The organism is Pseudomonas carassii, from assembly GCF_036324045.1.
Lineage (GTDB): Bacteria > Pseudomonadota > Gammaproteobacteria > Pseudomonadales > Pseudomonadaceae > Aquipseudomonas > Aquipseudomonas peradeniyensis.
In genome coordinates this window covers 174,755-198,512 of sequence record NZ_JAZDCT010000002.1, presented here as the reverse complement: position 1 = coordinate 198,512, position 23,758 = coordinate 174,755, and the positions used below count along the sequence as shown (strand labels likewise).

Genomic DNA, 23,758 nt, shown 5'->3' with positions numbered 1-23,758 from the left:
GGCGGCGGCTAGTACGGCGCCGCATACCCGGGGGCCTGCAGTCGATTGATTTGAACGGTCGAGAGTTATGCGCTGACGGCGTGAATCAAGACATCCGCTTGCGCGTGCTCGAGGCGAATGGCGACGAACTTCGAGGTCGGGGTGAAGGTCTGGTCGCCGTAGCTTTCCAGCGGTACCAACGGGTTGGTCTCCGGGTAGTAGGCGGCCGCCTGGCCGGCGGGAATGTCGTAGGCCACCAGGGTGAAGCCACTGACCCGACGCTCCAGGCCGTCCTCCCATAGCGATACCATGTCCACCTTGTCACCGGGCGCGAAGCCCAGCCGCTGGATATCGGCCGCATTGGCGAAGACCACTTCGCGCAGGCCGAACACACCGCGGTAGCGGTCGTCCAGCCCGTACAGAGTGGTGTTGTACTGATCGTGCGAACGCAGGGTCTGCAAAATCAGGTCAGGCTTTTCGCCACGGGCGAGCACCGTTTCGTTGACCAGTTGCGCGGGCAGCTGGGTAGCGGTGAACTGCGCCTTGCCGCTGGCAGTGTTCCACTCACGCTCGGCGGCGGAGTTGCCTAGGTAGAAACCGCCAGGATGCTCCAGGCGCGCGTTGAAATCGGTGAAACCGGGGATGGTATCGGCGATCAGGTCGCGGATGCGCGCATAGTCGGCCACCACCCAGTCCCAGTTGATCGGCCGGTCGCCCAGGGTGGCCTTGGCCATGCCGGCGATGATCGACGGTTCCGAGCGCAGCAGTGGCGAGCGCGGCTTCAGCTGACCATGGGAGATGTGCACCATGCTAAAGGTGTCTTCCACGGTGACGCCCTGTGGCCCTTCGGCCTGGATATCGATCTCGGTGCGGCCCAGGCACGGCAGTATAAGCGCATCGCGGCCGGTGACCAGGTGCGAGCGGTTGAGCTTGGTCGAGATGTGCACGGTCAGCTCGCAGTTGCGCAGCGCCGCGTGGGTGCGCGGGGTGTCCGGCGTAGCCTGGGCGAAGTTGCCGCCCAGGGCGATGAACACCTTGGTGCGGTGCTCCTCCATCGCCTGGATCGCCAGCACGGCGTTGTGCCCATGGCCGCGCGGCACCTCGATGCCGAAGCGACGCTGGATGTTGTCCAGCAACCAGGTCGGCGGCTTCTCGTCGATGCCCATGCTGCGGTCGCCCTGCACGTTGCTATGACCGCGCACTGGCGACAGACCGGCGCCCGGGCGGCCGACGTTGCCGCGCAGCAGTTGCAGGTTGACGATCTCCTGTACGGTCGGCACCGAGTGGCGATGCTGGGTGACACCCATGGCCCAGCACATGATCACCCGCTCGGCCTTGCGGTACATGCGTGCGGCCAGCTCGATCTCGGCCTTGCTCAAGCCCGACTGCTCGACGATGTGCTCCCAGGAGGTAGCGTCCACCTGCGCCAGGTAGTCGTCCATACCATGGGTATGGGCCTTGATGAAGGCGTGGTCGAACACCGCCGGCATGCCGTTGGCCTGGGCCTCGCGTTCCCACTGCAGGAGGAACTTGGCCATGCCACGGATAGCCGCCATGTCCCCACCCAGGGCTGGGCGGAAGTACGCCGTGTTGGTCGGTTCGGAACCGTTGCTAAGCATTTCGAACGGGTGCTGCGGGTGCTGGAAGCGCTCCAGGCCACGCTCCTTGAGCGGGTTGAAACACACCACCTGGGCGCCGCGCTCCACCGCCTCGCGCAGCGGCTCGAGCATGCGCGGGTGATTGGTGCCGGGGTTCTGGCCAATGACGAAGATCGCGTCGGCCAGCTCCAGGTCGTGGAACACCACGGTGCCCTTACCCACCCCGACGGTGCTGGACATACCCAGGCCGCTGGCCTCGTGGCACATGTTCGAGCAGTCGGGGAAGTTGTTGGTGCCATAGGTACGCACGAACAACTGGTAGAGGAACGCCGCTTCGTTGCTGGCCCGGCCCGAGGTGTAGAAGTCGGCCTGATCGGGCGACTCGAGTTTGTTCAGATGCTTGGCGACCAGGGCGAAGGCCTCTTCCCAGCTGATCTCGACGTAATGATCGGTGCTGGCGTCGTAGCGCATCGGGTGAGTCAGACGGCCCTGGTATTCGAGCCAGTAATCGCTTTGTTCGAGCAAGGCGCTGACGCTGTACCTGGCGAAGAAATCGGGATCGACCGAGCGGCCGGTGGCCTCCCAGTTGACCGCCTTGGCGCCGTTCTCGCAGAACTTGACCATGCCGTTCTCGGGCGACTCGCCCCAGGCGCAGCCCGGGCAGTCGAAGCCGTTGTTCTGGTTGGTCTTGAGCATCGCACGGACGTTTTTGACGGCGTTCTCGCTGCCCAACCAGGCCTTGGTCACGCCCATCAGCGCGCCCCAGCCGGCGGCCGGTCCATTGTAACTTCTAATATGTTCTTCGTCGCTCATCAGGATCACCCTTGGTCGCGGCAGGCTAATTAACAAGTTCGAAGTTTTATTGAGTTCAAACAATCAACTTCGACACTGCTGACCCGTGCAGGCTATTTTCACGGTGCACTAGCGTCAAATCGAAAGTAATTAAGACTTCATCGGCATTCTCTATCACGGGCCGTGATAGAAATTTCCGATCAACTGGTCATTAAATATGATTGGACGCTGTTACCTGCACTTTCTAGTCTGCTGCCGCGCTCCAACTTCGCCTGATGAACCCGCGGGTATTGCCATGATCGTCCACGCCAAACCCAACCTGCTGAACGTGCTGATCACCCTCAAAGGGTCGATTGCCCGGCGCATCGCCCGACGCACCCTCATGGTCAGCGCGCTGGCCTCGCTGATCGTGCTGGTGGAGACCCTGCACCCAGCCTTCTACGCCAAGGTCAATGCCACGCCCTTCACCCTGCTGGGCATCTCGCTGTCGATCTTCATGAGCTTTCGCAACAACGCCTGCTACGACCGCTGGTGGGAGGGCCGCAAGGCCTGGGGCCAGGTGGTCATCGAGGTGCGTTCGTTCATACGTGCCAGCTGCGTGATCGCCAACCCCGAGCAGCGCGCCCTGCTGCTGCGCGGACTGTGCGGCTACACCCATGCCCTCGGCGCACGGCTGCGCGGCGAGGACGAGCTCAAGGCCGCCACGCCCTGGGTTGGCGATGCAGCCAGCCTGCCGCCGCACAACCTCAGCGACAGCATCCTGCAATCGCTGGGCGCGCGCATCTCGCGCTTGGCCCAGTACCAGCAGATCAGCGAATGGCGCTACGTGACCCTGGAACAGCGCCTGAAGGGCCTGTCCGAGGCGCAGGCGGCCTGCGAGCGGATCAAGGCCACGCCGCTGCCGTTCCCCTACACCCTGCTGCTGCACCGCACCATCTACCTGTTCTGCGTGCTGCTGCCGTTCGCCATGGCCGAGCCGCTGGGCTGGCTGGCGCCGCTGTTCACCGCCATCGTCAGCTACACCTTCTTCGGCCTGGACGCCATCAGCGACGAACTGGAAGACCCGTTCGGCCGCGACGAGAACGACCTGCCCCTGGACGCCATCGTGCGCACCGTCGAGCGCGACGTGCTCGGCGCCCTGGGCTGCACCGAGTTGCCGCCGGCGCTGCAGCCGGTGGACCACATCCTCAGCTGACCCCCCGAACCCCTTGCCCACCCCGGCCAGCGCCACTGGCCGGCGGCGTTCGCGTGCGCGTCAACCTATCACAACAATGGAGCAGCACCCATGCAACGCACCACCCTCTCCGTGGCCGTGTCCCTGGCCACCCTGGCGGGCCTCGCGCCCTTGTGCAGCCACGCCGCTGGTTTCCTCGAAGACAGCAAGGCCAGCCTGACCCTGCGCAACTTCTACATCGACACCGACAACCGCAACGGCAGCGCCGCGCCGAGCAAGCAGAACGAATGGGGCCAGGGCTTCATGCTCAACTACGCCTCGGGCTACACCCAAGGCACGGTCGGCTTCGGCGTTGACGCCCTGGGCCTGCTGGGCGTGCGCCTGGATGGCGGCAGCAAGGCCGGCAAGGCCAATGTCGAGCGCCAGCCCGGCACGATCTTCCCGCTGGAGCACGATGGTTCGGCGGTGGATGAGTTCAGCAGCCTCGGGTTGACCGCGAAGATGCGCATCGCCCGCACCGAGCTGCGCTACGGCACCCTGCAGCCGAAGCTGCCGGTGGTGGTGTCCAACGATGCACGCCTGCTGCCGCTGACCTATGAAGGCGCCCAGCTGACGTCCAACGACTTCACCAACCTGACCCTGACCGCCGGCCAGCTGGAGCACACCCGCGGGCGCAACTCCACCGACCTGCGCGCCCTGAGCATCGCCGGGGCCAACGGCAGCACCGCCAAGAGCCGCGACAGCAACCACTTCTACTTCGCGGGTGCCGACTACAAGGCCAGCAAGCAATTGTTGCTGCAGTACTACTACGGCGAGCTGGACGATTTCTACAATCAGCACTTCTTCGGCCTGGTGCACAACCTGCCGCTGGGGCCGGGCAACCTGAAGACCGACCTGCGGGTGTTCCTCAGCGACAGCGACGGCAAGAACGCCAGCGCCGCCGGGCGCAAGGACAACTACCTGAGCAGCGGTTACTACGGTGGCAACGTAACCAAGGGCGAGGTGGACAACCAGGTGTACAGCGGCATGTTCACCTACAGCCTGAGCGGGCACAGCCTGGGCGCGGGGTACCAGGTACTGACTGGTGAGAGCGACTTCCCTTACCTGAACCGCGGCGATGGCGAGGGCACCAGCACTTACCTGGTCACCGATGCGCAGCTGCTCAAGTTCAACCGAGCCGGGGAGCGTACCTGGCTGGCGCGGTATACCTACGACTTCGCGGCGGCCGGGGTGCCGGGGTTGAACTTCAGTGTGCTGTATCTGAAGGGGGACTCGATCGACACGGCCCATGCTGATCGTGGTGAGTGGGAGCGGGACATCGCGCTAAGTTATGTCACGCCGTCCGGGCCGTTCAAGGGGCTGGGGCTGGCGTGGAAGAATGCCAGCCTGCGCAGCGGGCTGCCGGCCGGGACCGTGGCGGGGTATGCGGCGCAGCGGGATCAGGATGAGAATCGGTTGATCGTGAGTTATACGCTGCCGTTGATGTGATGGGATTGGCGCGGCAGGGCTTCGACGTGCTTGGCGATAGTCCTGCTGTGCTCTTGAGATCGAGCGCCGCCCGCGCGGCGCTCGATCTTGAGAACGCTGAAACCCTCTCGTCGAACCCTGAATTCAACAAATCATCCAAGGCATGAAAAAACTCAAACCCCAACCCCCGCAAACCCAATGAAATCCAGCACATCTCCCGCCTCGAACGTCTCCCCCGCCGGCACCTCGAGCAACCCATCCCCAAGCACCGCGCTGAGCAGTGTCGAGGAGCTCTGGTTCTCCAGCAACCGCGCCCGCCCGCCATCGAGCCGTACCCGCAGGTACTCCTGGCGCTTGCCAGCCTTGGGCCAGTTAAACCCCGCCACCACCGGCACCCGCAGCGGCTCGACCCGCTCCACGCCCATCCGCGCCAGCAGGTAAGGCCGCGCCAGCAGCAGGAACGTGACCAGCGCCGACCCCGGATTGCCCGGCAACCCTAAAAGCGGGACCGCGCCCACATGGCCGAAGGTGAACGGCTTGCCAGGCTTGATCGCCAGCTTCCACAGCTTCACCTCGCCATCCTCACGCAACAGCGCGCCGATGCAGTCGGCATCCCCGACCGACACACCCGCGCTACTGATGATCAGCTCGGCACCTTCGGCCCCGGTCAGCGCCGCGCGCAGCCGCAGCGGATCGTCCGGCACACAGCCCAAGTCGATCACCTCGCACCCCAGCCGTTCGAGCAACGCAGCCAGCACCACCCGATTGCTGTCGTAAATCTGCCCAGGCCCCAGCGCCGCGCCTTCACCCGCCAGCTCGTCACCACTGGAAAGCAGCGCGACCCGTGGCCGGCGCAGCACCGGCAGCTGGGCAAAACCCTGCGACGCCAGCACACCGAGGGCAATCGGGCTGAGCACCGTACCCGCTGCCAGCAAAGGCGCCCGAGCACGGATCTCGTTGCCTTGCGGGCGTATATTGTCACCACGGCGCAATGCGTCGAGCGAACGCACCCGCCCTTGCGCGTCGACCTCACAGTTCTCCTGCAACTGCACACAGTCAGCCCCTGCGGGCACCGGCGCCCCGGTAAACACCCTCGCACAGGTACCTACCTGCAGCGGCTCGGGCGCCTGCCCGGCGAACACCGTCTGCGACACCCGCAATGGCTGCGCCACCAGGTCGTCCAAGCGCAACGCGTAACCGTCCATGGCACTGTTGGCCCAGGGCGGCAAGTCGATCGCTGCGCATAAGTCCTCGGCCAATACCCGGCCGTCGGCCCCACGCAATGCCACCTGCTCGACGGCGGTGAACGGCTCGGACCTGGCCAGGGCTAGTAGCTGGCGCAGCGCCTCGTCCACCGCCATCAGCCCGCTCACGAGCGCGTCCCGCATAGGTTAGCTGCCTTCAGATGCGGCACGAAATTGCACGGACGGTGCCGTGCGTCAAGTTGCTCGACCAAGATACCCTCCCAGGCGGTGCGGCAGGCACCAGTGGAGCCCGGCAGGCAGCAGACCAGCGTGCCATTGGCCAGGCCCGCCAGGGCGCGGGTCTGTACTGTGGAGGTGCCGATGTCGAGGATCGACAAGGCGCGGAACAACTCGCCGAAACCGTCGATATGCTTGTCCAGCAGGCAACTGACCGCCTCCGGCGTGCTGTCGCGCCCAGTGAAACCGGTGCCACCGGTAATCAGCACCACCTGCACACCCTCGTCGGCGATCCAGCCGGCCACCTGTGCACGGATTTTGTACAGATCGTCCTTGAGCAACGCCCTGGCCACCAGGCGGTGGCCCATATCCACCGCGCGACTGGCCAGCAGCTCGCCGGAGGTGTCTGTTTCGAACGTGCGGGTATCGCTGACCGTCAGCACGGCAATATTCAGTGGGACAAATACAGCATCGGGTTTGGCACTCATATCTTGGCACTCTGATAATTCGACAATATGCTCGAGAAACTAGAGCGTCCCCGACATCACGTCCAATCGATAATACTCAATATGTCATAAGCGGCCTCTATCGCCCTTCATCATCAGTCCCCTCTATCACTTCTTAGTAATTTCTCATTGGACGATATTTAATCTTCGCTTTACTTTTTATCGCCCTGAAGCCTGGCCTCACTCATACATTCAAGTGCCATGCATCGCTGTTTTCGCTTTTTTAAATCAATCGGCAAGGCGACCCATGGATATCAAACAGCTTAAGTTCCTTATTGCCTTGGACCAGACCCGACATTTCGGTCAGGCCGCTGCTTTGTGCCATATCACACAGCCGACCCTGTCGATGCGACTGCGCAATCTGGAAGACGAACTAGGCCTTATGCTGGTTGCTCGCGGCCAGCGTTTCGAGGGATTTACCGAAGCCGGCGAACGCATTCTGGCCTGGACCCGCACGTTGCTGGCAGCCTACGACGGCCTGCAAGCCGAGGCCGCCAGTTGCCGTGGACGTATTGTCGGCAGGCTGCGCATCGGTATGGTGCCGCTGTCCAGCTTCAACCTGATGGACTTGCTCAAGCCACTGACCGACGGCTACCCGCAACTACAGGTGCAGCTGTTATCGCTGAGCTCGGAACAGGTGACTGACGGCCTGAGCCGCAACCAGCTCGACCTTGGCATCTGTTATCTCGACCAGATCAACCGTAGTTACTTCGACGTGATCGAGTTGGGTGCCACACGCATGGGCCTGTTGTACGACACTCGGTGGTTCGCTTTCGACAGCCCATGTCTGACCTGGGAGGCCCTGGCCGGTCTTCCGCTGGGGCTGCTGTCCCAAGGTATGCACTATCGCCAGTCCATCGACCTGAGCTTTCGCAGCCGAGGACTCCACCCTCAACCGATCCTCGAAAGCGACTCCACCTACCAGCTGGTTCAGGGCGTCTGCGCTGGTCTTTGCTGCGCAATCATGCCGCTGGACCACGGCCTGGAAGGACTTAGCGAACACATCCACATCCACCCGATCAGCGATGCCAGCATCCGTGCCCCATTGGGTCTGCTGCTTCGTCGCAGCGAACCGCGCTCGGCCCTGGCACAGCAGTGCTTCGCCGAAGCCCGCCTGCTGCTGTGCCCGCAGGCTCAGCCCTCTCCCCAGCCTCTGGAACTCTCATGAACGATACCGCCGCCTCTCCCGACGCCCTGACACACCTGGACAGCCGCGGCCATGCGCACATGGTCGATGTCAGCGACAAACCCGACACCCGCCGGGAAGCCATAGCCGAAGCCTGGGTGCGCATGAAGCCGGAAACTTTGGCCCTGATCAGCGCCGGCGGCCCTCCCAAGGGCGATGTCTTCGCGGTGGCGCGGATCGCAGGGATCATGGCCGCCAAGCGCACCCACGAACTGGTCCCGCTGTGCCACCCGCTGTTGCTGACCGCGGTCAGCGTCGAGCTCAAGGCGGTGGCGCCGGACTCAGTGAGGATCATCGCCAGCGTCGCGCTTAACGGTGCGACCGGCGTCGAGATGGAAGCGCTAACCGCCGCCAGCGTGGCCGCCCTGACCCTGTACGACATGTGCAAGGCCGTCGACCGCAGCATGCAGATCGACTGGCTGCGCCTACTGCACAAGTCCGGCGGGCGCTCGGGGCTATACCAGGCCGAGGTGGGACCATGATCCAGGTGCACTACTTCGCGCGTTACCGCGAGCTGCTGGGCAGCGACGGCGAAACCGTAGCCTGGGAGCCCGCGATGGCCTGCCTGCGCGACCTACGCGAGCGGCTTGCCGGCCGCGGTGGCCCATGGGCGCAAACCCTCGGCCAGGCCAACCTCATGTGCGCACGTAACCAGGAACTGTGCACATTGGACGAGCCGTTGTGCGACGGTGACGACATTGCCTTCTTCCCCCCCGTCACAGGGGGTTAGGCCATTGCGCGCCAGGTGGGCGATCAGCTAAGTACGTACCCCATCGGCTGTAATGGCGGCGGCAGATCCTTGCAACCAAGAGCACCAAGTACATCCCGCTCAACTACACGTACCATTGCATCCGTAGGCAGGTCGTTTTCATCACGTCCAAAAGGATCTTCCAACTCATTGCTGATCGCATCCAGTCCGAAGAATGTGTAGCTCACGATCAGAGTGAAAATGGGCGCTATCCAGCCTAGGGGCTCGGCCATGGCGAAGGGTAGCAGTATGCAGAAGATGTAAATGGTGCGGTGCAGCAACAGCGTATATGGAAAGGGTATCGGGGTTGCCTTGATTCGTTCGCAGATGCCTTGCGCATCGGTGAAGGCACTCAGGCGCTGCTCCAACAATATATATCGCCACTCACTGATGAGCTTGTCCTCGGCGAGTTGGGAGCAGACCTTACCCGTGTGCTGTAGGATGCCGTCGGAAATATTGTGCACGACAATTGGTACGTCATTGGCAAGCCAGGGTTGGGCAACACTGAGCTCGTCTTCGTTACGCAGGCGGGCGTTGAGAGCATGGGCGAATCCGCAGAGGTTACGCAACAGGCTTTCTCTGAGTGCCTGATCGGGGATCGCCACGCTCTCACGGATGAATGTCCGCATTTCGATGATGATCACACCCCAGGTCTTACGCCCTTCCCACCAGCGGTCATAGCAGGCGTTGTTGCGAAAGCTCATGAAGATGGACAGTGACAGCCCGAGTAAGGTGAACGGTGTGGCATTCACCTTGGAGAAAAATGCCGGGTGCTGAGTCTCGATCAAGACAATGAGAGATGCCAGGAGGGTGACCAGCAAGCTGCGCACGACAATACGTTTGGCGACAGACCCTTTGAGCGTGAACATGACTCGCAGCATGTTAGGTTGGTTCTGAACGATCATGGGCGTCTCGAAAGAGCGGTCAACCGCCGGTCATGTTCATGAAGCGCAGGATCTGCACCTCACCGCCGACATCGAAGTGATGACCGTAAGGCTTCAAGGGCAGGGCCGCGAGAATGGCGTCGTCCAGTTGCGATGTGTCGCCTGGATGTGAACGAAGCACCTCCTTGAGGTCTTTCGAATGCTCGTTGCCCAGACACAGTAAAAGTCGTCCTTCAGCGGTCAACCGCACGCGGTTGCAATCGCCACAGAAGTTATGGCTATTAGGAGAAATGAAGCCAATTCTGATATCTGGAGCTTCGGCAAGACGTACGTAATGAGAGGGGCCAGATGTTGATTCCACTGTGTCGTGCAGTGTGTAGTGCTCAGCAATGCGCGCCCGCACCTCATCACTCGAACAGTAGGATGCGCTTCGCGAGTGTTCGTCGATGACTCCGAGTGGCATTTCCTCGATGAAGGAAATATTGAGCTCACGATCAATGGCGAATCGAACGAGATCAAGAATCTCGTGGTCGTTTCGCCCCTTTAGCACTACGCAATTCAACTTGGTGCGGCGAAAGCCCGCCTGACGAGCCGCGTCGACTCCTGCGATGACTTGTTGCAGGTCGCCGGTTCGCGTCAAAACCTTGAAACGTTCATGATCAAGGCTATCGAGGCTGATATTCAATCGTGACAGCCCGGCGTCATACAGCTGTTTGGCCAAGTGCTTGAGCTGGGAGCCGTTACTGCTCATGCACAGTTCGTCCAGGCCTGGGATCGCTGCGATGCGCGCGCAAAGTTCCACGATACCCTGGCGAACTAACGGTTCACCGCCGGTAAGACGAATCTTTCGAGTTCCCAGTGCGACAAAGCGCTCTGCCACCTGAATAATTTCTTCCAGCGCCAGTATGTTCTGCCGAGGAAGAAATTTCATATTCTCCGACATGCAATAGACGCAGCGAAAGTCGCAACGATCGGTCACGGAAATGCGCAGATAGTCGATTCGTCTGTTGAACCCGTCGATGAGTTGTTTCGCTGGAAGATTCAATTCTCATGGCCCCTCCCGGCACTTATAACCTAACTATTCTCTGTGCACCGATGTACGGCATTTGGCGCTAGCCGGGGAAAGTTTTACATATTCCGCGATTCGCCCTTACGTCTGGGAACGATACTTTATGGCTGTCAATTATCGACTTATGTCTCCCCCGCCACTCGAGTGTGGCGGGGCGGCAAGCCGATCAATGATAACCATCACCCACTTTCACCTTACCGCGGAATACGTAGTAGCTCCAGGCGGTGTACACCAGGATGAACGGCAAGATGAACAGCGCGCCGATCAGCGCGAATAGTTGGCTGGACACGGGGGATGCGGCCTGCCACATGGTGATCGACGGGGGGATAATGTTCGGCCAGATGCTGATACCCAGGCCACTGTAGCCGAGGAAGATCACTACCAAGGTGAGTAGGAAGGGCGAAGCGGTGGCCCGGTGTGCCAGCGTGGTCAAGGTGGCGATGAAGCAGAACAGCAGAAGCAATGGCACCGGCAGGAAGTAGAACAGGTTGGGCAGGCTGAACCAACGCTGGGCAATTTCTGGGTGGATGAGCGGTGTCCACACGCTTATCACGGCAATGACACCCAGCAGGCCCCAGATGAAATAGGACGAGTAACGGTACATCTCTTCCTGTAGGCGGCCTTCGGTCTTCATGATCAGCCAGGTGCTACCCAGTTGCGCATAAGCCAGTAACAACGCAAAGCCGCAAAATAGAGGGAACGGCCGACACCAGTCGAGTGGGCCGCCAGCATACATGTTGTTCTCCACCGGAATACCATCGAGGAATGCACCCAGGGCAACGCCCTGGGTGAAGGTGGCGACGATCGACCCGCCAATGAAGGCCTTGTCCCACCAATGGCGGCTGCGCTCGCTGGCTTTGAAGCGGAACTCGAAGGCCACGCCGCGGAAGATCAGGCCCAACAGCATCAGTACCAGCGGCAAGTAGAGTGCGCTGAGTATCACTGAATAGGCCAGTGGGAAGGCGCCGAACAAGCCCGCACCGCCCAGCACCAGCCAAGTCTCGTTGCCGTCCCACACCGGCGCGACGGTATTCATCATGACGTCGCGCTCTTCCTTGTCCTTGATCGCCAGGAAGAGAATGCCGATGCCGAGGTCGAATCCGTCCATGATGACGTACATCATGACCCCAAAAATAATGATCAATGCCCAGATCAGCGTGATATCGACGCCCATAGCAGTCGCTCCTCAAGTTCCAATCGTATTCTGCACGCTCAATGATCGTCTGCTGCGGACATAGGGCGTGCCGGCGTATTCGACTGGCCGGCTGCGCCTTCGGTCGAGGGCGCAGCCTCGTGTGGATGAGGCCCTTTGTGCACCAGCTTGAGCATGTAGGTGATACCGGTACCGAACAGCACGAAGTACACCAGCACGAATAGGATCAGGCTAATGCTCATTTCTCCCACGGTCAGTGGTGATACCGCATCCTTTGTCCGCATGAGTCCGTACACGACCCAAGGCTGGCGGCCCATCTCGGTGGTCACCCAACCCGCCAGCAGAGCGATCAAACCGGACGGCCCCATGCATAGCATGAACTTCAGGAACAGCGGTGTGGTGTGCAGCCGGTCGCCACGGCGCAGCCACAGGCTCCAGAGCCCGGCGAGGATCATCAGCAGGCCCATGCTCACCATCAGCCGGAAGGTCCAGAAGATCACCGTGGAGTTCGGGCGATCCTCAGGCGGGAACGACTTCAGCGCCGGGATCTGGCGATCGAGGCTGTGGGTCAGGATCAGGCTGCCTAGGTAGGGCACCTCGATGGCGTAGTGGGTCTTCTCAGCTTTCATATCCGGCCAGCCGGCCAGAATAAGCGGCGACGGCTCACCGGGAATGTTTTCCCAGTGTCCTTCGATAGCGGCGATCTTCGCCGGTTGGTGCTCCAGGGTATTCAGGCCGTGGGCGTCACCGACTACGGCCTGGATCGGTGCCACCACCAGGGCCATCCAACAGGCCATCGACAACATGGTGCGGGCTGATTCGATGTTCTTGCCACGCAGCAGATGCCAAGCCCCGGAAGCGCCAACGAAGAACGCGGTAGCCAGGAACGCGGCGATTGCCATGTGCGCCAGGCGGAAGGGGAACGACGGGTTAAAAATGACCGCCAGCCAGTCCACTGGGACAGCACGGCCGTCGATGATTGCATGGCCCTGAGGTGTGTGCATCCAACTGTTGGAGGAGAGGATCCAGAACGTGGAGATCAATGTGCCTATCGCAACCATGGCGGTGGCGAACATGTGCAGCCCTCGCCCCACACGATCCCAGCCGAAAAGCATCACGCCGAGGAAGCCCGCTTCAAGGAAGAACGCGGTCAATACTTCATAAGTGAGTAGAGGGCCGGTAATGCCTCCAGCGAAGTAGGAAAATTGGGACCAGTTGGTGCCAAACTGGTAAGCCATCACCAGTCCGGAAACTACACCCATGCCGAAGTTCAAGGCAAAAATCTTTATCCAGAACGTATACAGCTCGCGATACACATCACGACCGGTCTTCAGCCAGAGCCCCTCTAATACGGTGAGGTAACTAGCAAGCCCTATTGTGATCGCAGGAAAAATTATATGAACAGCGACAGTGAAGGCAAACTGTAACCGTGCCAGATCGAGCGCCAACGTATTGTATGTGTCCATGCTTTCTCTGCCTCAGCTGGATTTGGGGCAAATTCGCAAATGCGAATCAGATGCATCATATTTGACTGGACATGACCAACTTTCCATCGAGCTCATGATGGGTAGCGTAGTGTGTGGAGGATAGATCATGCGCGAAAAAAGCCTGGAAGAATTTAGGATAAAATAGTGACCACATTGGATCCTGAAACTTAATTTGCCTTTCCTCAATGAAGCTGTATCTTTTTACTGTCCTAAATGATGCGTGTTCCTGTGGCCGAAATAGCGGAATCCTACTACTTGATACGGCTTTATATTAATTAAATATAAATCGTTTTCGGAGCAACCATGGCTAATCGACGCAAGGTACCAGGTGTTCGTAATTACGATGGCCCCGCAGGTGGCTGGGGTGCGCTGAAAGCGACCGCGACGGCAGTGCGAGAGCAGATGGACACGCTCAAAGCCCCCATCACCTTGATGCGCACCAACCAGCCCGACGGTTTCGATTGCCCGGGGTGCGCCTGGCCCGACAAGGAGCACAAGTCGACCTTCCAGTTCTGCGAGAACGGCGCCAAGGCGGTGACCTGGGAAGCGACCAACAAGCGCGTCCCACCCGAGTTCTTCGCCAATCATCCGGTGGCCACGCTGCTGCACCGCACCGACTACGAACTGGAAGACCTCGGCCGGCTGACCCATCCGATGGTCTACGACCACGCCAGCGACACCTATAAGCCGGTAGAGTGGGAACAGGCTTTCGCCCGCATTGGCGAGATCCTCCGAGGCCTGGAACCGAACCAGGTCGAGTTCTACACCTCTGGGCGTGCCTCCAACGAGGCAGCCTACCTGTACCAACTGTTCGCCCGGGCGCTGGGTACCAACAACTTCCCCGACTGTTCCAACATGTGCCACGAGCCGACCAGTGTCGGGCTACCGCGTTCCATTGGTATGGGTAAGGGCTCGGTGTCGCTGGACGACTTTGATACCTGCGAGCTGGTGATCTCCATCGGTCACAACCCCGGCACCAATCACCCGCGGATGATGGGCACGCTGCACGAGGTGTCGCGGCGCAAGGTACCGATCATGGTCCTGAACCCTCTGCGCGAACGGGCCCTGGAGCGCTTCGCCGACCCGCAGGACATGATTGAGATGGCCACCTACGGCTCCACCCGGATCGCCTCGACCTACCTGCAGGTCAAGGCCGGTGGCGATGCCGCCGCGATCAAGGGGGTGATGAAGTCGCTGCTGGAGATGGAGGACTCGCTCGGCCAGGTGCTCGATTACGAGTTTATCGAACAGCACACCAACGGTTTCGAGGCGCTCAAGGCCGACCTACTGGCGACCACGTGGCCCGACATCGAACACGCCAGTGGCCTGAGCAAGGCCGAAATGGAAAAGGTCGCGGCGGCCTACGCCAAGTCCAACGCCACCATCGTCACCTACGGCATGGGCATAACCCAGCACAACGAGGGCACGGCCAACGTCCGGCTGATCTGCGACCTGCTGATGTTGCGCGGCAACATCGGCAAGCCCGGTGCCGGCATCTGCCCGCTGCGTGGCCACTCCAATGTGCAGGGCAACCGTACGGTGGGTATTACAGAGAAGCCCCCGGCCGATTTCCTGAACAAGATTGAGCAGGTACTAGGTTTCAAGCCGCCGGCAGAACATGGGCATGACTCGGTACAGGCCATGCAGGCAATGATCGCCGGCACATCGAAGGCGCTGATCTGCCTGGGCGGCAACTTCGCCGTGGCGTTGCCCGACCCTGGCCAGTGCTTCCCTGCCATGGGCAAGCTGGATCTGAGCGTGCACATCGGTACCAAGCTCAACCGCACCCACTTGCTAGTAGGCAAGGAAACCTACTTGTTCCCCTGCCTTGGGCGTACCGAATTGGATGTGCAGAACGGTGAACGACAGTCGATCACCGTCGAGGACTCCATGTCGATGGTTCATGCCTCGGCGGGCAAGCTGAACCCCGCGTCGGAATTCCTGCGATCGGAGCCGGCCATCGTCGCCGGTATGGCCAACGCGACCCTTCCAGGCAGCCCAGTGCCTTGGCTGGAGCTGGCTGCCGACTACGACAAGATCCGCGACCTGATCGAGAAGACCTTACCAGGCTTCGACGACTACAACGCGCGTATCCGCGAACCGGGCGGCTTCCGCATGCCGCTGCCAGCCTGCGACCGTAAGTGGATGACCCCGTCGGGCAAGGCCGAATTCTTCGTATTCCCGGGCCTGCACGAAGACAAGGAAGTCGACGGTGACGATGTATTGCGGTTGATCACCCTGCGCAGCCACGACCAGTACAACACCACCATCTATGCGATGGACGACCGTTACCGTGGGGTGTTCGGTCGCCGCGACGTGCTGTTCATGAATCCCGTCGACCTGCAGGCGCGCGGCCTGGCTCACGGCGATCTGGTCGACATCGAGACCGTCAGCCATGGCCGCAAGATGCGCTACGAGCGGATCACCGCCATCGAGTACAAAATTTCCGCCGGCTCGGTGGGGGCATACTACCCCGAGGCTAACCAGCTGGTGCCGCTGGACTACATCGATGTTGACAGCGGAACGCCGTCGTACAAGTCGGTGCCGGTGCGAGTGATGCGTTCTGAGCTCAACTAAACAACGATCAAGATGGGCGCATGAGGCGCCCTTTCGTTGCGCTGCCCGGCATGTCATTCGTCGGTTAGATGTCGCGCCGTTCGGGCCTGAGTTGCGTTCGCAACTCAGGTGAACTGTTGCAGCGACAATACATCTGAAAATGCGCCTACCTACCCGTTGTGCGCCCCCAACATCCTACCTGGTGAGGCGTCGTCTTCCATCAGAGGTTGAACACGTCAGTCCGACCTGTCCGCCAACCATGGAGCTTTACGATCATGGCCACGCTCTGTGAGATCTGTAATGCACATCGCCAATGTGCTCAAGCCAGCGCTGGCTCGAGGCGAGCTGAGTCTGATCGGCGCCACCACCCTCAACGAGTACCAGAAGCACATCGAGAAGTTCTCTTGTCGTCAACATAGGGCTGGTTGCGCCCCTGGATGTTCCCGAGCTGCACCACGGGTCAATTTTCCGCCTCGGGCGCCCGAAATGCTTTGCTGTAGTAGCCGGACGAGTCGAAACAGCAAACCGCCTTCTTACCGGTCGCAAGCATATCGCAGGCATCACCTATTCGCTTTTCACGCGTCTTGAGTTGCTTCGCTGAAGTAATCCAGTGGATCCAGTCCACCCGCGCGAGGGTCGTCGTAGCGTTCCAAACCTTTTGAGCCTCAGGCATGGTTGCCAAGGCTTTCTCGAAATCCGCTGGGATATCAGGCTCGGGCTCCTTCTTCACAGGGACGAGTTCGAGGGTAACGATATCGCCGACGGCCACACCCGCCGCTTCGAGTAAATCGCTACTGACCTTCAGCCAATGGCTCAGCTGACCATCGGGCTCCAGGGTTGCCCGAAAAGGATGCCCATTGATCGTGCCTTCAACGCTCGTCCTTCCCCGCCTCGGAAGCCGTTCACTCGCGTCCCTTGGAAGAACTGCAAACGCCCACGACCTGTCATCACCGGGCTTTGCCGGACGAAGAAGCTTGGCCTCGAATCGGGACCTCGCATCGTCTGTTGCCATGGCAAGTTCTCCCACCGAGCGCCTAGTTCACCATCACCTCGTCCAGCGCCTGCTCAAGGGTGCTGACCGTACGCTCGATATTGTGCAGCTTTTCCAGCCCGAACAGGCCGATGCGAAAGGTCTGGAAGTCGGCCGGCTCGTCGCATTGCAACGGCACGCCGGCGGCAATCTGCAGGCCGTGGCTGACAAACTTCTTACCACTCTTGATATCGGCATCATCGGTGTAGCTCACCACCACGCCAGGTGCCTGAAAGCCTGCCGCAGCCACGCTCTTGATACCTTTGCGGGTCATCATTGCGCGCACCCGATCACCCAGGGCCTGTTGTTCGTCGCAGACCTTGTCGAAACCGTAGGCTTGCGTCTCTTTCATCACTTCGTTGAACCGCGCGAGGGCATCGCTGGGCATGGTCGCATGGTAGGCGTGGCCGCCCTGCTCATAGGCCTGCATGATCTGAAGCCACTTTTTCAAGTCGCAGGCGAAGCTGGTGCTTTGCGTCGATTCGATGCGCTCCAGGGCCAAAGCACTGAGCATCACCAGGGCGCAGCAAGGTGAGGCGCTCCAGCCTTTCTGCGGCGCGCTGATCAGCAGGTCGACCGCGCATTTGTGCATATCAACCCAGATCGCGCCTGAGGCGATGCAGTCCAGCACGAACAGGCCACCCACCGCATGCACGGCGTCACCCACGGCCCGCAGGTATTCATCGGGCAGGATGATCCCTGATGACGTTTCAACGTGGGGGGCGAAGACAATCTGCGGCTTCTGCGATGCAATGGCCGCCAACACTTCGTCCAGAGGGGCCGGGGCATAGGCAGCCTGGCGCCCCGCTTCAACCGGCCGGGCTTTCAGCACCGTTGTGGCCGCCGGGATGTTGCCCATCTCGAGGATCTGGCTCCAGCGATAACTGAACCAGCCGTTGCGTATCACCAGGCATTGCTGGCCGGTGGCAAACTGCCGTGCTACCGCTTCCATGCCGAACGTGCCACTGCCCGGAACCACTGCAACAGCCTGGGCGTTGTAGACCTGTTTCAGGGTGGTTGAGATGTTCTTCATCACACCTTGGAACGACTGGGACATATGGTTGAGCGAGCGGTCCGTGTAGACCACCGAATACTCGACCAGCCCTTCGGGATCGATACCGGGATAGATCTTCGACATGGTGCGGTTCCTTTGGCAGAGAGGTCCATGGCATCGACCCTGCCCTAAGCTATTGCAAATAACAAGATGCATCAGGCACACCGCATCGCCAGCCTGGCCCCCTGCCTGACTTAAATCAGGGAAGCGCCCACTGGTTGAAGTCCCAACAGCTTCCCCTGCATGAACATCAGAGATGTCCACTTCCTTGCCTCACACGCAAAACTCCTTGTCCCACCCACCACTTTTTCCCATCCCCACCGCCACCCAGAATCCGCCCCTGACATCACTTCCCGTTCAGGAGCCCAAGAATTGCGCTACTTCAAGCCCCTGCTACTCACCCTAGCCCTGGCCACCACCGCCCAATCCACCCTGGCCGCCGACTGGCAATCCTCCCCCTACGGCCCAAACGACGAAATCGGCGCCGCCAACCTCCTCACCCCCGAGGTGGTCAAGCAAGCCATCACCCTGGTCAAGACCGGCAAGGCCTACCCCCTCGCCGTCCCGGTCAGCAAGGACCTGCCCGCCTTCCGCCACCGCAGCTTCCACCTCTACAACATCCAGCCCGGCGAACAGGCCGGCCAGACCCTGGGCAAGAACAAGTTCAGCTTCAACGACGAGCTGGTCAACGGCTGGACCGGCGTCGGCACCCAGCTCAACGGCATCGGCCATATCGGTATCGACAACGTCTACTACAACGGCAACAAGGCCGCCGACTTCGTCACCGTCGAAGGCGTGACCAAGCTCGGCGTGGAAAAAGTGCCGCCAATGGTCACCCGCGGCGTGGTGCGCGACAAGGCCTTCGAGTTCCTGTTCGTGCTGGGCCAGCCGCTGTACAAGGGTTCGACGCAGGTCAATATCAACCCAGTGGCCATCTACTGATCGATCGGGTGCCACTCACCCCGTCACCACCTCATACCTCACCCGATGCGCCTCCGTCGGCAACGGCACCTCCCACTTGAACAGCATCCGCCGTATATCGTCATTGCGCAGCGACGTATCGCGTCGCTGGTTACGCCGCATGATCTCCTCCTCCGGCCGCTCCAGGTAGACGATATCCACCTGCGCCCCATAGCCATACAGCAAGTCCAGGGTACGGCTGCGCATCTGCGCCGACAGGTGCGTCGAGTTCCACACGAAGGGCCTGCGCTCGCGCAACAGCGCCTTGGCCCGGTCGATGGCGTAGTGGGCGGCGGCGCCTTCGTTCTGGCCGTGGCGCAGGCCCAGGGCATGGCGCGCGTCGTCGAACGACACCACCGGCAGGTCCGGGTGGTGTCGGGCGGTCCAGGTGTCCTTGCCGCTGGCTGGCAGGCCCGAGAGCATCACCACCTGGGAGCCCTGGGGTTCGTGCAGCGCATAGTCCGGATGCACGCGGGCACCACGCAGGTACTGAATGCGCGTGTAGTCGTCGGCAAACGCCCGTGGGCCGTACAAGCACCCCTCCTCTGCCGCCAGCTCGCGCCACAGTTCGATGGCGGTCAGCACATCGGCCTTGCCGGCATAGTGGCGGCCCTGCATGTCGGCCTCGGCCACCGCGCAGAGCATCCACACCGGCAGTTCCCAGGACAGCTTGTGCAGCAGGAACTCCGCGCTGCGCCCGCTGCGATCGCCCTGCAGGGCAAAGAACGGCAGTTGATGCACGGTGATGATCCGGCAGATCTGTTCGCGCAGTGCGAACGGCACGCCGGCGCGCCACAACAGCAGACGCGCATCCACCGCGCCTCGGCGCGAGTGGCCGGGTTGGCCGATACGCCCGGTCTGCGGGTCGATCACCGTGGTGTCGGGCTTGGCGATGTCATGCAGCAAGGCGGCGAAGAACAGCACGAAGCGCTGCTCGGCGCTGGCGTCGCGGTAGGCGATCTGTGCCAGCAACGCCTCGACCACCAGGCGGGTATGGACCCACACATCGCCCTCGGCGTGATAGGTCGGATCCTGCGGGGTGTCGGCCAGGCGTGCCAGGGCCGGGATGGCCGCCAGGCAAGCGGCGCTGTCCATATCCTGCCCGGGGTCGGGCACCAGTTGTTGCAGTTGTCGAATGTCCATTTCAGGAAGCTCCTTCAGTCGCCGCGGCGTGCGCCGTGCCAGTCCAGGGACAGGCGCGGTGCGTAGAGATCGACGCCGGCGGCCAGTTGATTGGGTATGTACGGTTGGTTGGCATGGTGCTGGTCGGCGTCGAGGATGGCCTGGACGAAGTCCTGGCGCACCCACTTGAGCCGGCCCAGGGTCTGGCGCTCGTCTTCGAGCTTCAGGTACAGCCCCTCCATGCGGCTCGAACGGTCGCACTGGCGCCAGGCACGGGCCAGGTCGAGGCCTTCGCGGCGCACCACCTGCTCGAACACTTCGCGCCATTGCGCGGTCTTGGCCAGCGAGTCGCCGAGCAACGCCATCAGCTCGGCGTAGCGGCGTGGTGCCGGGCCTTCGTACAGCACCGGCACCGACAGCACCGGTCCATCAGCGAGCAGGCGGCGGCGCGCCGCGGTGGACATGAACAGCCCCGTGGCGCGGTCCCACACGTCGAACTCGCAGAAGAAATGCGGCAGATGGTCGTAGAACACCGAGTGCTTCTTGTGCAGCCACTCGCCATACAGCACGAAGCGGTCTTCAAGACGCTCCAGTAACCAGTGCTCGTGGGCCACGGCCCATTGCTTGAACAGGTTGAACTGGCGCTCGCGGCCACCGCCGGTGAGGTAGTGGCCACGCGATTGCAGGCGGAGTTCGCCACCGTTGCTAAAGCTGATGCCGGCGTTGGCGCCGTCGAGTTTCTCTTCCACCACCAGCCATTGACCAGCCAACGAACCATAGGCCACCTGGCCGGCATCGCTGTCGCCGTCCTGCAGGCGCGAGCCTTGCAGATGGGGTGTGCGGGGGTATTTGAGCAGTTCGAGGGAATGTGCGTCGGCACGAAAATCCATGTTCATGGGTTTCTCCTTGGAAATAGGGAAAAACCGACGACAGGATCAGGCAGGTACGAGGATGAAGCGCCGCCGCGCGCAAGCACGGGCAGCCATCAGGCACGATGGACCGTCGTCGGTATCAGGCGTGTTTGATGGCGCAGGGCACTGGCTTCACCACTTGGCAAAAGGTTGCGGGGATTCGAGGGCGCATATTCAACAGCAGGTATCGGTAGCGGGTCAAGCCCTCGATGGCATCAATGTGATAGCATCCGCGTGCCCCTGGAGGGGCAATCTTTTGAAATCCCGCAAGGAACATGCTTCGTGAAAGACTTCGTCATCAGCGTCAACAACATCGTCCTCTACATCTCCCTGGCCGTTATCTGGCTCTTCGCCCTCATCACCCTGTTCACCGGCGGATTCCTGCCAGCCCTGGGTGTGTTCGTGGTTGGCAGCCTCGGCTGGTGCATCGTTTCCGGCTTCTGGTTCGTCCAGTCCGCCACCTACGATGAGCTGCGCAAGCTCAACGCCAGCAAAGACTGACGCGTCCGGGCGGCGCGGCATCGGGTCTTGCGACCGCCCTACCCTTGCTGCCGTGTCCCGCGCCGTGGCGCCGAGCGGCGACAGCGCTGCGAACAATACTTCACCTCCTCCCAGCACCGCACCCAACGCTTGCGCCAACTGAACGGCCGGCCGCATGCCGCGCAGATCTTGCTGCGCTCGACGGGTGTGTGCCGAGTCATGGAGCCCCCTCCGGCAGCCGGCGGAAGAACAGCGTGATCTGGCCGATCTCCACCCCCAGCTTGCTCATGCGCGAGCGGTTGATCAGGGTGTCCTCATCCATCAGGTACATCCAGTCGTCCAGCTCCACCTGCCAGTGCCGCCCGTCCACGGGCAGATCCAGCGTGTAGCGCCAGCGCAGTGCGTTACCGGCCACTTCACCGCGAGCCTCGCCGATCACATCACCCGCGGTGCCGCGCCAGTGGCCGGGACCGTCCGGCACCAGCGTCCAGGTGCGCCGCTGCCGTGTGCCGTCGCTATAAAGAAACTGCTCGTCGAGGATCAGCCGCTCGCCCTCCCGGCGGCTGTCGATGCGAACGTGAAAGCGCTTCACCACTTCCCCGGAGCGCTTCTGGAACATGCCCCAGGCCTGCACCGGGCGCGAGAAGAAGGCCGCCAGGTCGAAACGGGGTTGCTCGGCGGCGTAGCGCTCGACTTCGACATTGCCACAGCTGCCCAGCACCAGGCAGGCTGCCAGCAACAGCGTTCTGTGCATGTTCATGATCCTCCTCGGGGCTTGCCGGCCAGGCCGAGCAGTTCCAGGCGCAACTGGGCGTCCCGGGCCCGCGGGTCCAGCCAGATGGCGAAGAACGCCTGGGCAAAGGCCGGGTCGGCAAGGGTGCGGGTGGGCTGGTCATCGACATAGAAACGGCCGCCCTGCCCCGGCAGGTACAAGCCAGTGATGCGCATGCCGGGGCGCACGTCCACGAATGCCTCCTGCAGTACCTTGGCCCAGGCCTCGAGCTGTTGCGGCGTCACGCGACCGGCGCCGAGGCGGCGCATCTCTTCAAGGCTGGCTTGCACCAACGTGTCCCGGGACAATGAGCGGTGGTAGGTCAGTTCCAGGGCGAACGGCTGGTTCCAGTCATGGCGCGGCCCCTCGGTCCACAGGCGTGCGCTGTACAGCCGCAGGCCGAACCAGGTGAAGTCGCCACCGCCCAGTTGCTGGGCCGCCGGCAGCGCTGCACGCCAGTCCGCGATAGCTGCTGGCGTCGACGTCAGCAGCAGGCAGAGACAGGCCAAGCGCGCAAGGAATGCCATGACGAATCTGCAGGAAGACTTAACTTATACAAGACTAGTTTTCTGTACAGATTAATCAAATCATGTATAGATTTAAGGGTCACCTGCACATATCAGGTAGATCGCCCAATGAGCCTGATCCCCCATCTCCATGCACCCGCCAACGTGCTGGTCTGCGGCGCCAGTCAGGGCATCGGCCTTGCCCTGTGCTCGCAACTGCTGGCACGCGATGACGTTGGGCTGTTGCTCGCTGTTTCGCGGCAGGCAACCAGCAACCCTGAGCTGGATGTCCTGGCCCAGACGCATGGCCGCCGTTTGCTTCGCCTCGACTGCGACGCCCGGGACGAACAGGCGCTGCAAGCACTGACAGACCGGGCCCGTGGCTGCTGCGATCAGCTGAACCTGGTCATCAGTACCCTCGGAGTGCTGCAAGCGCCGCCGGCGCGGGCCGAGAAATCGCTGGCGCAACTGGATCTGGCGGGGTTGCAGGCCAGTTTCGCCACCAACTGCTTCGCCCCTGTCCTGCTGCTCAAGCACCTGTTGCCGTTGCTGCGCCGGCAGCCCGTCACCTTCGCCGCGCTGTCGGCGCGGGTCGGGTCGATCGACGACAACCACCTGGGCGGCTGGTACAGCTATCGCGCCAGCAAGGCCGCGCTCAACCAGTTGTTGCGCACGGCCAGCATCGAGCTCAAGCGGCTCAACCCCGCCTCGACAGTGCTTGCCTTGCACCCCGGGACCACCGATACCCGGCTGTCACGCCCCTTCCAGGGCAATGTGCCCCGCGACAAGCTGTTCGCGCCCGCGTTTGCCGCCAGCTGCATCCTCGAACTCGTCGGCCGGCACGGGCCGTCAGACACCGGTACGTTCTGGGCCTGGGATGGCAGCCCCGTTCCCTGGTGATTC

The 23,758-nt window shown here is 61.8% G+C and carries 23 protein-coding genes and 1 pseudogene; 10 read left to right on the top strand and 14 right to left on the bottom strand.

The window, feature by feature from the left end; genetic code table 11:
* Positions 1-65 precede the first annotated feature (65 nt).
* Positions 66-2,390, bottom strand: coding sequence for an FdhF/YdeP family oxidoreductase (locus tag V0R62_RS02255; protein WP_330102541.1), 2,325 nt, complete (start codon positions 2,388-2,390; stop codon positions 66-68).
* Positions 2,391-2,664: 274 nt separating this feature from the next.
* Here V0R62_RS02255 and V0R62_RS02250 point away from each other — a divergent pair, with 274 nt between their 5' ends.
* Together V0R62_RS02250 and V0R62_RS02245 are read left to right on the top strand one after the other, a co-directional pair.
* Positions 2,665-3,564, top strand: coding sequence for a bestrophin family protein (locus tag V0R62_RS02250; protein WP_330102540.1), 900 nt, complete (start codon positions 2,665-2,667; stop codon positions 3,562-3,564).
* Positions 3,565-3,654: 90 nt separating this feature from the next.
* Positions 3,655-5,031 carry an OprD family porin gene (locus V0R62_RS02245; protein WP_186732832.1) on the top strand — a complete coding sequence of 459 codons (1,377 nt, stop codon included), beginning with the start codon at positions 3,655-3,657 and terminating at the stop codon, positions 5,029-5,031.
* A gap of 152 nt (positions 5,032-5,183) precedes the next feature.
* Here the strand turns inward: V0R62_RS02245 and V0R62_RS02240 are convergent, their stop codons facing one another.
* Together V0R62_RS02240 and moaB are read right to left on the bottom strand one after the other, a co-directional pair.
* Entirely contained in the window at positions 5,184-6,398 is a 1,215-nt protein-coding gene (locus V0R62_RS02240) for a molybdopterin molybdotransferase MoeA (protein WP_330102539.1), read from the bottom strand.
* On the bottom strand, positions 6,380-6,919 hold the full coding sequence (gene moaB / locus V0R62_RS02235; protein ID WP_186732833.1) for a molybdenum cofactor biosynthesis protein B: 540 nt from the start codon (positions 6,917-6,919) through the stop codon (positions 6,380-6,382). Before moaB ends, V0R62_RS02240 begins: the two co-directional genes overlap by 19 nt.
* Positions 6,920-7,184: 265 nt before the next feature.
* Here moaB and V0R62_RS02230 point away from each other — a divergent pair, with 265 nt between their 5' ends.
* From V0R62_RS02230 to V0R62_RS02220, 3 genes are read left to right on the top strand one after another with little or no spacing between them, the layout of a single operon-like run.
* Positions 7,185-8,105 (top strand): LysR family transcriptional regulator, encoded by a 921-nt coding sequence (locus tag V0R62_RS02230; RefSeq protein WP_186732834.1) that lies wholly within the window; start codon positions 7,185-7,187, stop codon positions 8,103-8,105.
* Positions 8,102-8,605 carry a cyclic pyranopterin monophosphate synthase MoaC gene (gene moaC, locus V0R62_RS02225; protein WP_330102538.1) on the top strand — a complete coding sequence of 168 codons (504 nt, stop codon included), beginning with the start codon at positions 8,102-8,104 and terminating at the stop codon, positions 8,603-8,605. The genes V0R62_RS02230 and moaC overlap by 4 nt, the downstream gene beginning before the upstream one ends.
* On the top strand, positions 8,602-8,853 hold the full coding sequence (locus tag V0R62_RS02220) for a MoaD/ThiS family protein (RefSeq protein ID WP_330102537.1): 252 nt from the start codon (positions 8,602-8,604) through the stop codon (positions 8,851-8,853). The genes moaC and V0R62_RS02220 overlap by 4 nt, the downstream gene beginning before the upstream one ends.
* A gap of 23 nt (positions 8,854-8,876) precedes the next feature.
* Here the strand turns inward: V0R62_RS02220 and V0R62_RS02215 are convergent, their stop codons facing one another.
* From V0R62_RS02215 to V0R62_RS02200, 4 genes are all read right to left on the bottom strand, one after another.
* Positions 8,877-9,776 carry a bestrophin family protein gene (locus V0R62_RS02215; protein WP_330102536.1) on the bottom strand — a complete coding sequence of 300 codons (900 nt, stop codon included), beginning with the start codon at positions 9,774-9,776 and terminating at the stop codon, positions 8,877-8,879.
* Between the two features lie 19 nt (positions 9,777-9,795).
* A complete protein-coding gene (gene moaA, locus V0R62_RS02210; RefSeq protein WP_330102535.1) occupies positions 9,796-10,800 on the bottom strand; it encodes a GTP 3',8-cyclase MoaA in 1,005 nt (334 codons plus the stop codon).
* 190 nt (positions 10,801-10,990) lie between these two features.
* Positions 10,991-11,998 (bottom strand): cytochrome d ubiquinol oxidase subunit II, encoded by a 1,008-nt coding sequence (gene cydB, locus V0R62_RS02205; protein ID WP_186732837.1) that lies wholly within the window; start codon positions 11,996-11,998, stop codon positions 10,991-10,993.
* Positions 11,999-12,036: 38 nt separating this feature from the next.
* Complete coding sequence (locus tag V0R62_RS02200) at positions 12,037-13,443, bottom strand: cytochrome ubiquinol oxidase subunit I (RefSeq protein WP_186732838.1); 1,407 nt, start codon at positions 13,441-13,443, stop codon at positions 12,037-12,039.
* A 324-nt stretch (positions 13,444-13,767) separates the two neighbouring features.
* Here V0R62_RS02200 and V0R62_RS02195 point away from each other — a divergent pair, with 324 nt between their 5' ends.
* Positions 13,768-16,041: an FdhF/YdeP family oxidoreductase gene (locus V0R62_RS02195; protein WP_330102534.1), complete on the top strand. Its 2,274-nt coding sequence runs from the start codon at positions 13,768-13,770 to the stop codon at positions 16,039-16,041.
* Positions 16,042-16,320: 279 nt separating this feature from the next.
* Positions 16,321-16,440: pseudogene (locus V0R62_RS26705) on the top strand (hypothetical protein); the annotation flags it as partial.
* 40 nt (positions 16,441-16,480) lie between these two features.
* On the opposite strand, the gene V0R62_RS02190 reads toward V0R62_RS26705, so the two are convergent.
* Together V0R62_RS02190 and V0R62_RS02185 are read right to left on the bottom strand one after the other, a co-directional pair.
* Positions 16,481-17,032 (bottom strand): YdeI/OmpD-associated family protein, encoded by a 552-nt coding sequence (locus tag V0R62_RS02190; protein WP_330102533.1) that lies wholly within the window; start codon positions 17,030-17,032, stop codon positions 16,481-16,483.
* Positions 17,033-17,054: 22 nt separating this feature from the next.
* Entirely contained in the window at positions 17,055-18,188 is a 1,134-nt protein-coding gene (locus V0R62_RS02185) for an alanine--glyoxylate aminotransferase family protein (RefSeq protein ID WP_330102532.1), read from the bottom strand.
* Between the two features lie 288 nt (positions 18,189-18,476).
* Here V0R62_RS02185 and V0R62_RS02180 point away from each other — a divergent pair, with 288 nt between their 5' ends.
* Positions 18,477-19,046, top strand: coding sequence for a hypothetical protein (locus tag V0R62_RS02180; RefSeq protein ID WP_330102531.1), 570 nt, complete (start codon positions 18,477-18,479; stop codon positions 19,044-19,046).
* A gap of 15 nt (positions 19,047-19,061) precedes the next feature.
* Here V0R62_RS02180 and V0R62_RS02175 read toward each other — a convergent pair whose 3' ends face one another.
* Complete coding sequence (locus tag V0R62_RS02175; RefSeq protein WP_330102530.1) at positions 19,062-20,207, bottom strand: AAA family ATPase; 1,146 nt, start codon at positions 20,205-20,207, stop codon at positions 19,062-19,064.
* 14 nt (positions 20,208-20,221) lie between these two features.
* Positions 20,222-21,082 (bottom strand): RNA ligase family protein, encoded by an 861-nt coding sequence (locus V0R62_RS02170; protein ID WP_330102529.1) that lies wholly within the window; start codon positions 21,080-21,082, stop codon positions 20,222-20,224.
* A gap of 297 nt (positions 21,083-21,379) precedes the next feature.
* Between V0R62_RS02170 and V0R62_RS02165 the strand changes: the two genes are divergently transcribed.
* Positions 21,380-21,598: a hypothetical protein gene (locus tag V0R62_RS02165; RefSeq protein WP_186713361.1), complete on the top strand. Its 219-nt coding sequence runs from the start codon at positions 21,380-21,382 to the stop codon at positions 21,596-21,598.
* Positions 21,599-21,636: 38 nt separating this feature from the next.
* Here V0R62_RS02165 and V0R62_RS02160 read toward each other — a convergent pair whose 3' ends face one another.
* From V0R62_RS02160 to V0R62_RS02150, 3 genes are read right to left on the bottom strand one after another with little or no spacing between them, the layout of a single operon-like run.
* Positions 21,637-21,798 carry a DUF2256 domain-containing protein gene (locus V0R62_RS02160; RefSeq protein WP_330102528.1) on the bottom strand — a complete coding sequence of 54 codons (162 nt, stop codon included), beginning with the start codon at positions 21,796-21,798 and terminating at the stop codon, positions 21,637-21,639.
* Positions 21,795-22,331 (bottom strand): DUF3833 domain-containing protein, encoded by a 537-nt coding sequence (locus V0R62_RS02155; RefSeq protein ID WP_330102618.1) that lies wholly within the window; start codon positions 22,329-22,331, stop codon positions 21,795-21,797. The genes V0R62_RS02160 and V0R62_RS02155 overlap by 4 nt, the downstream gene beginning before the upstream one ends.
* 2 nt (positions 22,332-22,333) lie before the next feature.
* Positions 22,334-22,876 carry a chalcone isomerase family protein gene (locus V0R62_RS02150; RefSeq protein WP_330102527.1) on the bottom strand — a complete coding sequence of 181 codons (543 nt, stop codon included), beginning with the start codon at positions 22,874-22,876 and terminating at the stop codon, positions 22,334-22,336.
* Between the two features lie 108 nt (positions 22,877-22,984).
* On the opposite strand from V0R62_RS02150, the gene V0R62_RS02145 reads away from it, so the two are divergent.
* On the top strand, positions 22,985-23,755 hold the full coding sequence (locus V0R62_RS02145; protein ID WP_330102526.1) for an SDR family NAD(P)-dependent oxidoreductase: 771 nt from the start codon (positions 22,985-22,987) through the stop codon (positions 23,753-23,755).
* Positions 23,756-23,758: the final 3 nt, after the last annotated feature.

Bases quoted from the DNA above. Each gene is read 5' to 3' on its own strand.
- V0R62_RS02215 (WP_330102536.1), bottom strand. From the start codon at position 9,776: ATGATCGTTCAGAACCAACCTAACATGCTGCGAGTCATGTTCACGCTC.
- V0R62_RS02240 (WP_330102539.1), bottom strand. From the start codon at position 6,398: ATGCGGGACGCGCTCGTGAGCGGGCTGATGGCGGTGGACGAGGCGCTG.
- V0R62_RS02190 (WP_330102533.1), bottom strand. From the start codon at position 17,032: ATGGCAACAGACGATGCGAGGTCCCGATTCGAGGCCAAGCTTCTTCGT.
- V0R62_RS02230 (WP_186732834.1), top strand. From the start codon at position 7,185: ATGGATATCAAACAGCTTAAGTTCCTTATTGCCTTGGACCAGACCCGA.
- V0R62_RS02250 (WP_330102540.1), top strand. From the start codon at position 2,665: ATGATCGTCCACGCCAAACCCAACCTGCTGAACGTGCTGATCACCCTC.
- V0R62_RS02160 (WP_330102528.1), bottom strand. From the start codon at position 21,798: ATGACTCGGCACACACCCGTCGAGCGCAGCAAGATCTGCGCGGCATGC.
- V0R62_RS02200 (WP_186732838.1), bottom strand. From the start codon at position 13,443: ATGGACACATACAATACGTTGGCGCTCGATCTGGCACGGTTACAGTTT.
- V0R62_RS02220 (WP_330102537.1), top strand. From the start codon at position 8,602: ATGATCCAGGTGCACTACTTCGCGCGTTACCGCGAGCTGCTGGGCAGC.
- cydB (WP_186732837.1), bottom strand. From the start codon at position 11,998: ATGGGCGTCGATATCACGCTGATCTGGGCATTGATCATTATTTTTGGG.
- V0R62_RS02155 (WP_330102618.1), bottom strand. From the start codon at position 22,331: ATGCACAGAACGCTGTTGCTGGCAGCCTGCCTGGTGCTGGGCAGCTGT.
- V0R62_RS02170 (WP_330102529.1), bottom strand. From the start codon at position 21,082: ATGAACATGGATTTTCGTGCCGACGCACATTCCCTCGAACTGCTCAAA.
- moaB (WP_186732833.1), bottom strand. From the start codon at position 6,919: ATGAGTGCCAAACCCGATGCTGTATTTGTCCCACTGAATATTGCCGTG.
- V0R62_RS02175 (WP_330102530.1), bottom strand. From the start codon at position 20,207: ATGGACATTCGACAACTGCAACAACTGGTGCCCGACCCCGGGCAGGAT.
- V0R62_RS02145 (WP_330102526.1), top strand. From the start codon at position 22,985: ATGAGCCTGATCCCCCATCTCCATGCACCCGCCAACGTGCTGGTCTGC.
- V0R62_RS02185 (WP_330102532.1), bottom strand. From the start codon at position 18,188: ATGTCGAAGATCTATCCCGGTATCGATCCCGAAGGGCTGGTCGAGTAT.
- V0R62_RS02245 (WP_186732832.1), top strand. From the start codon at position 3,655: ATGCAACGCACCACCCTCTCCGTGGCCGTGTCCCTGGCCACCCTGGCG.
- V0R62_RS02195 (WP_330102534.1), top strand. From the start codon at position 13,768: ATGGCTAATCGACGCAAGGTACCAGGTGTTCGTAATTACGATGGCCCC.
- moaC (WP_330102538.1), top strand. From the start codon at position 8,102: ATGAACGATACCGCCGCCTCTCCCGACGCCCTGACACACCTGGACAGC.
- V0R62_RS02255 (WP_330102541.1), bottom strand. From the start codon at position 2,390: ATGAGCGACGAAGAACATATTAGAAGTTACAATGGACCGGCCGCCGGC.
- V0R62_RS02150 (WP_330102527.1), bottom strand. From the start codon at position 22,876: ATGGCATTCCTTGCGCGCTTGGCCTGTCTCTGCCTGCTGCTGACGTCG.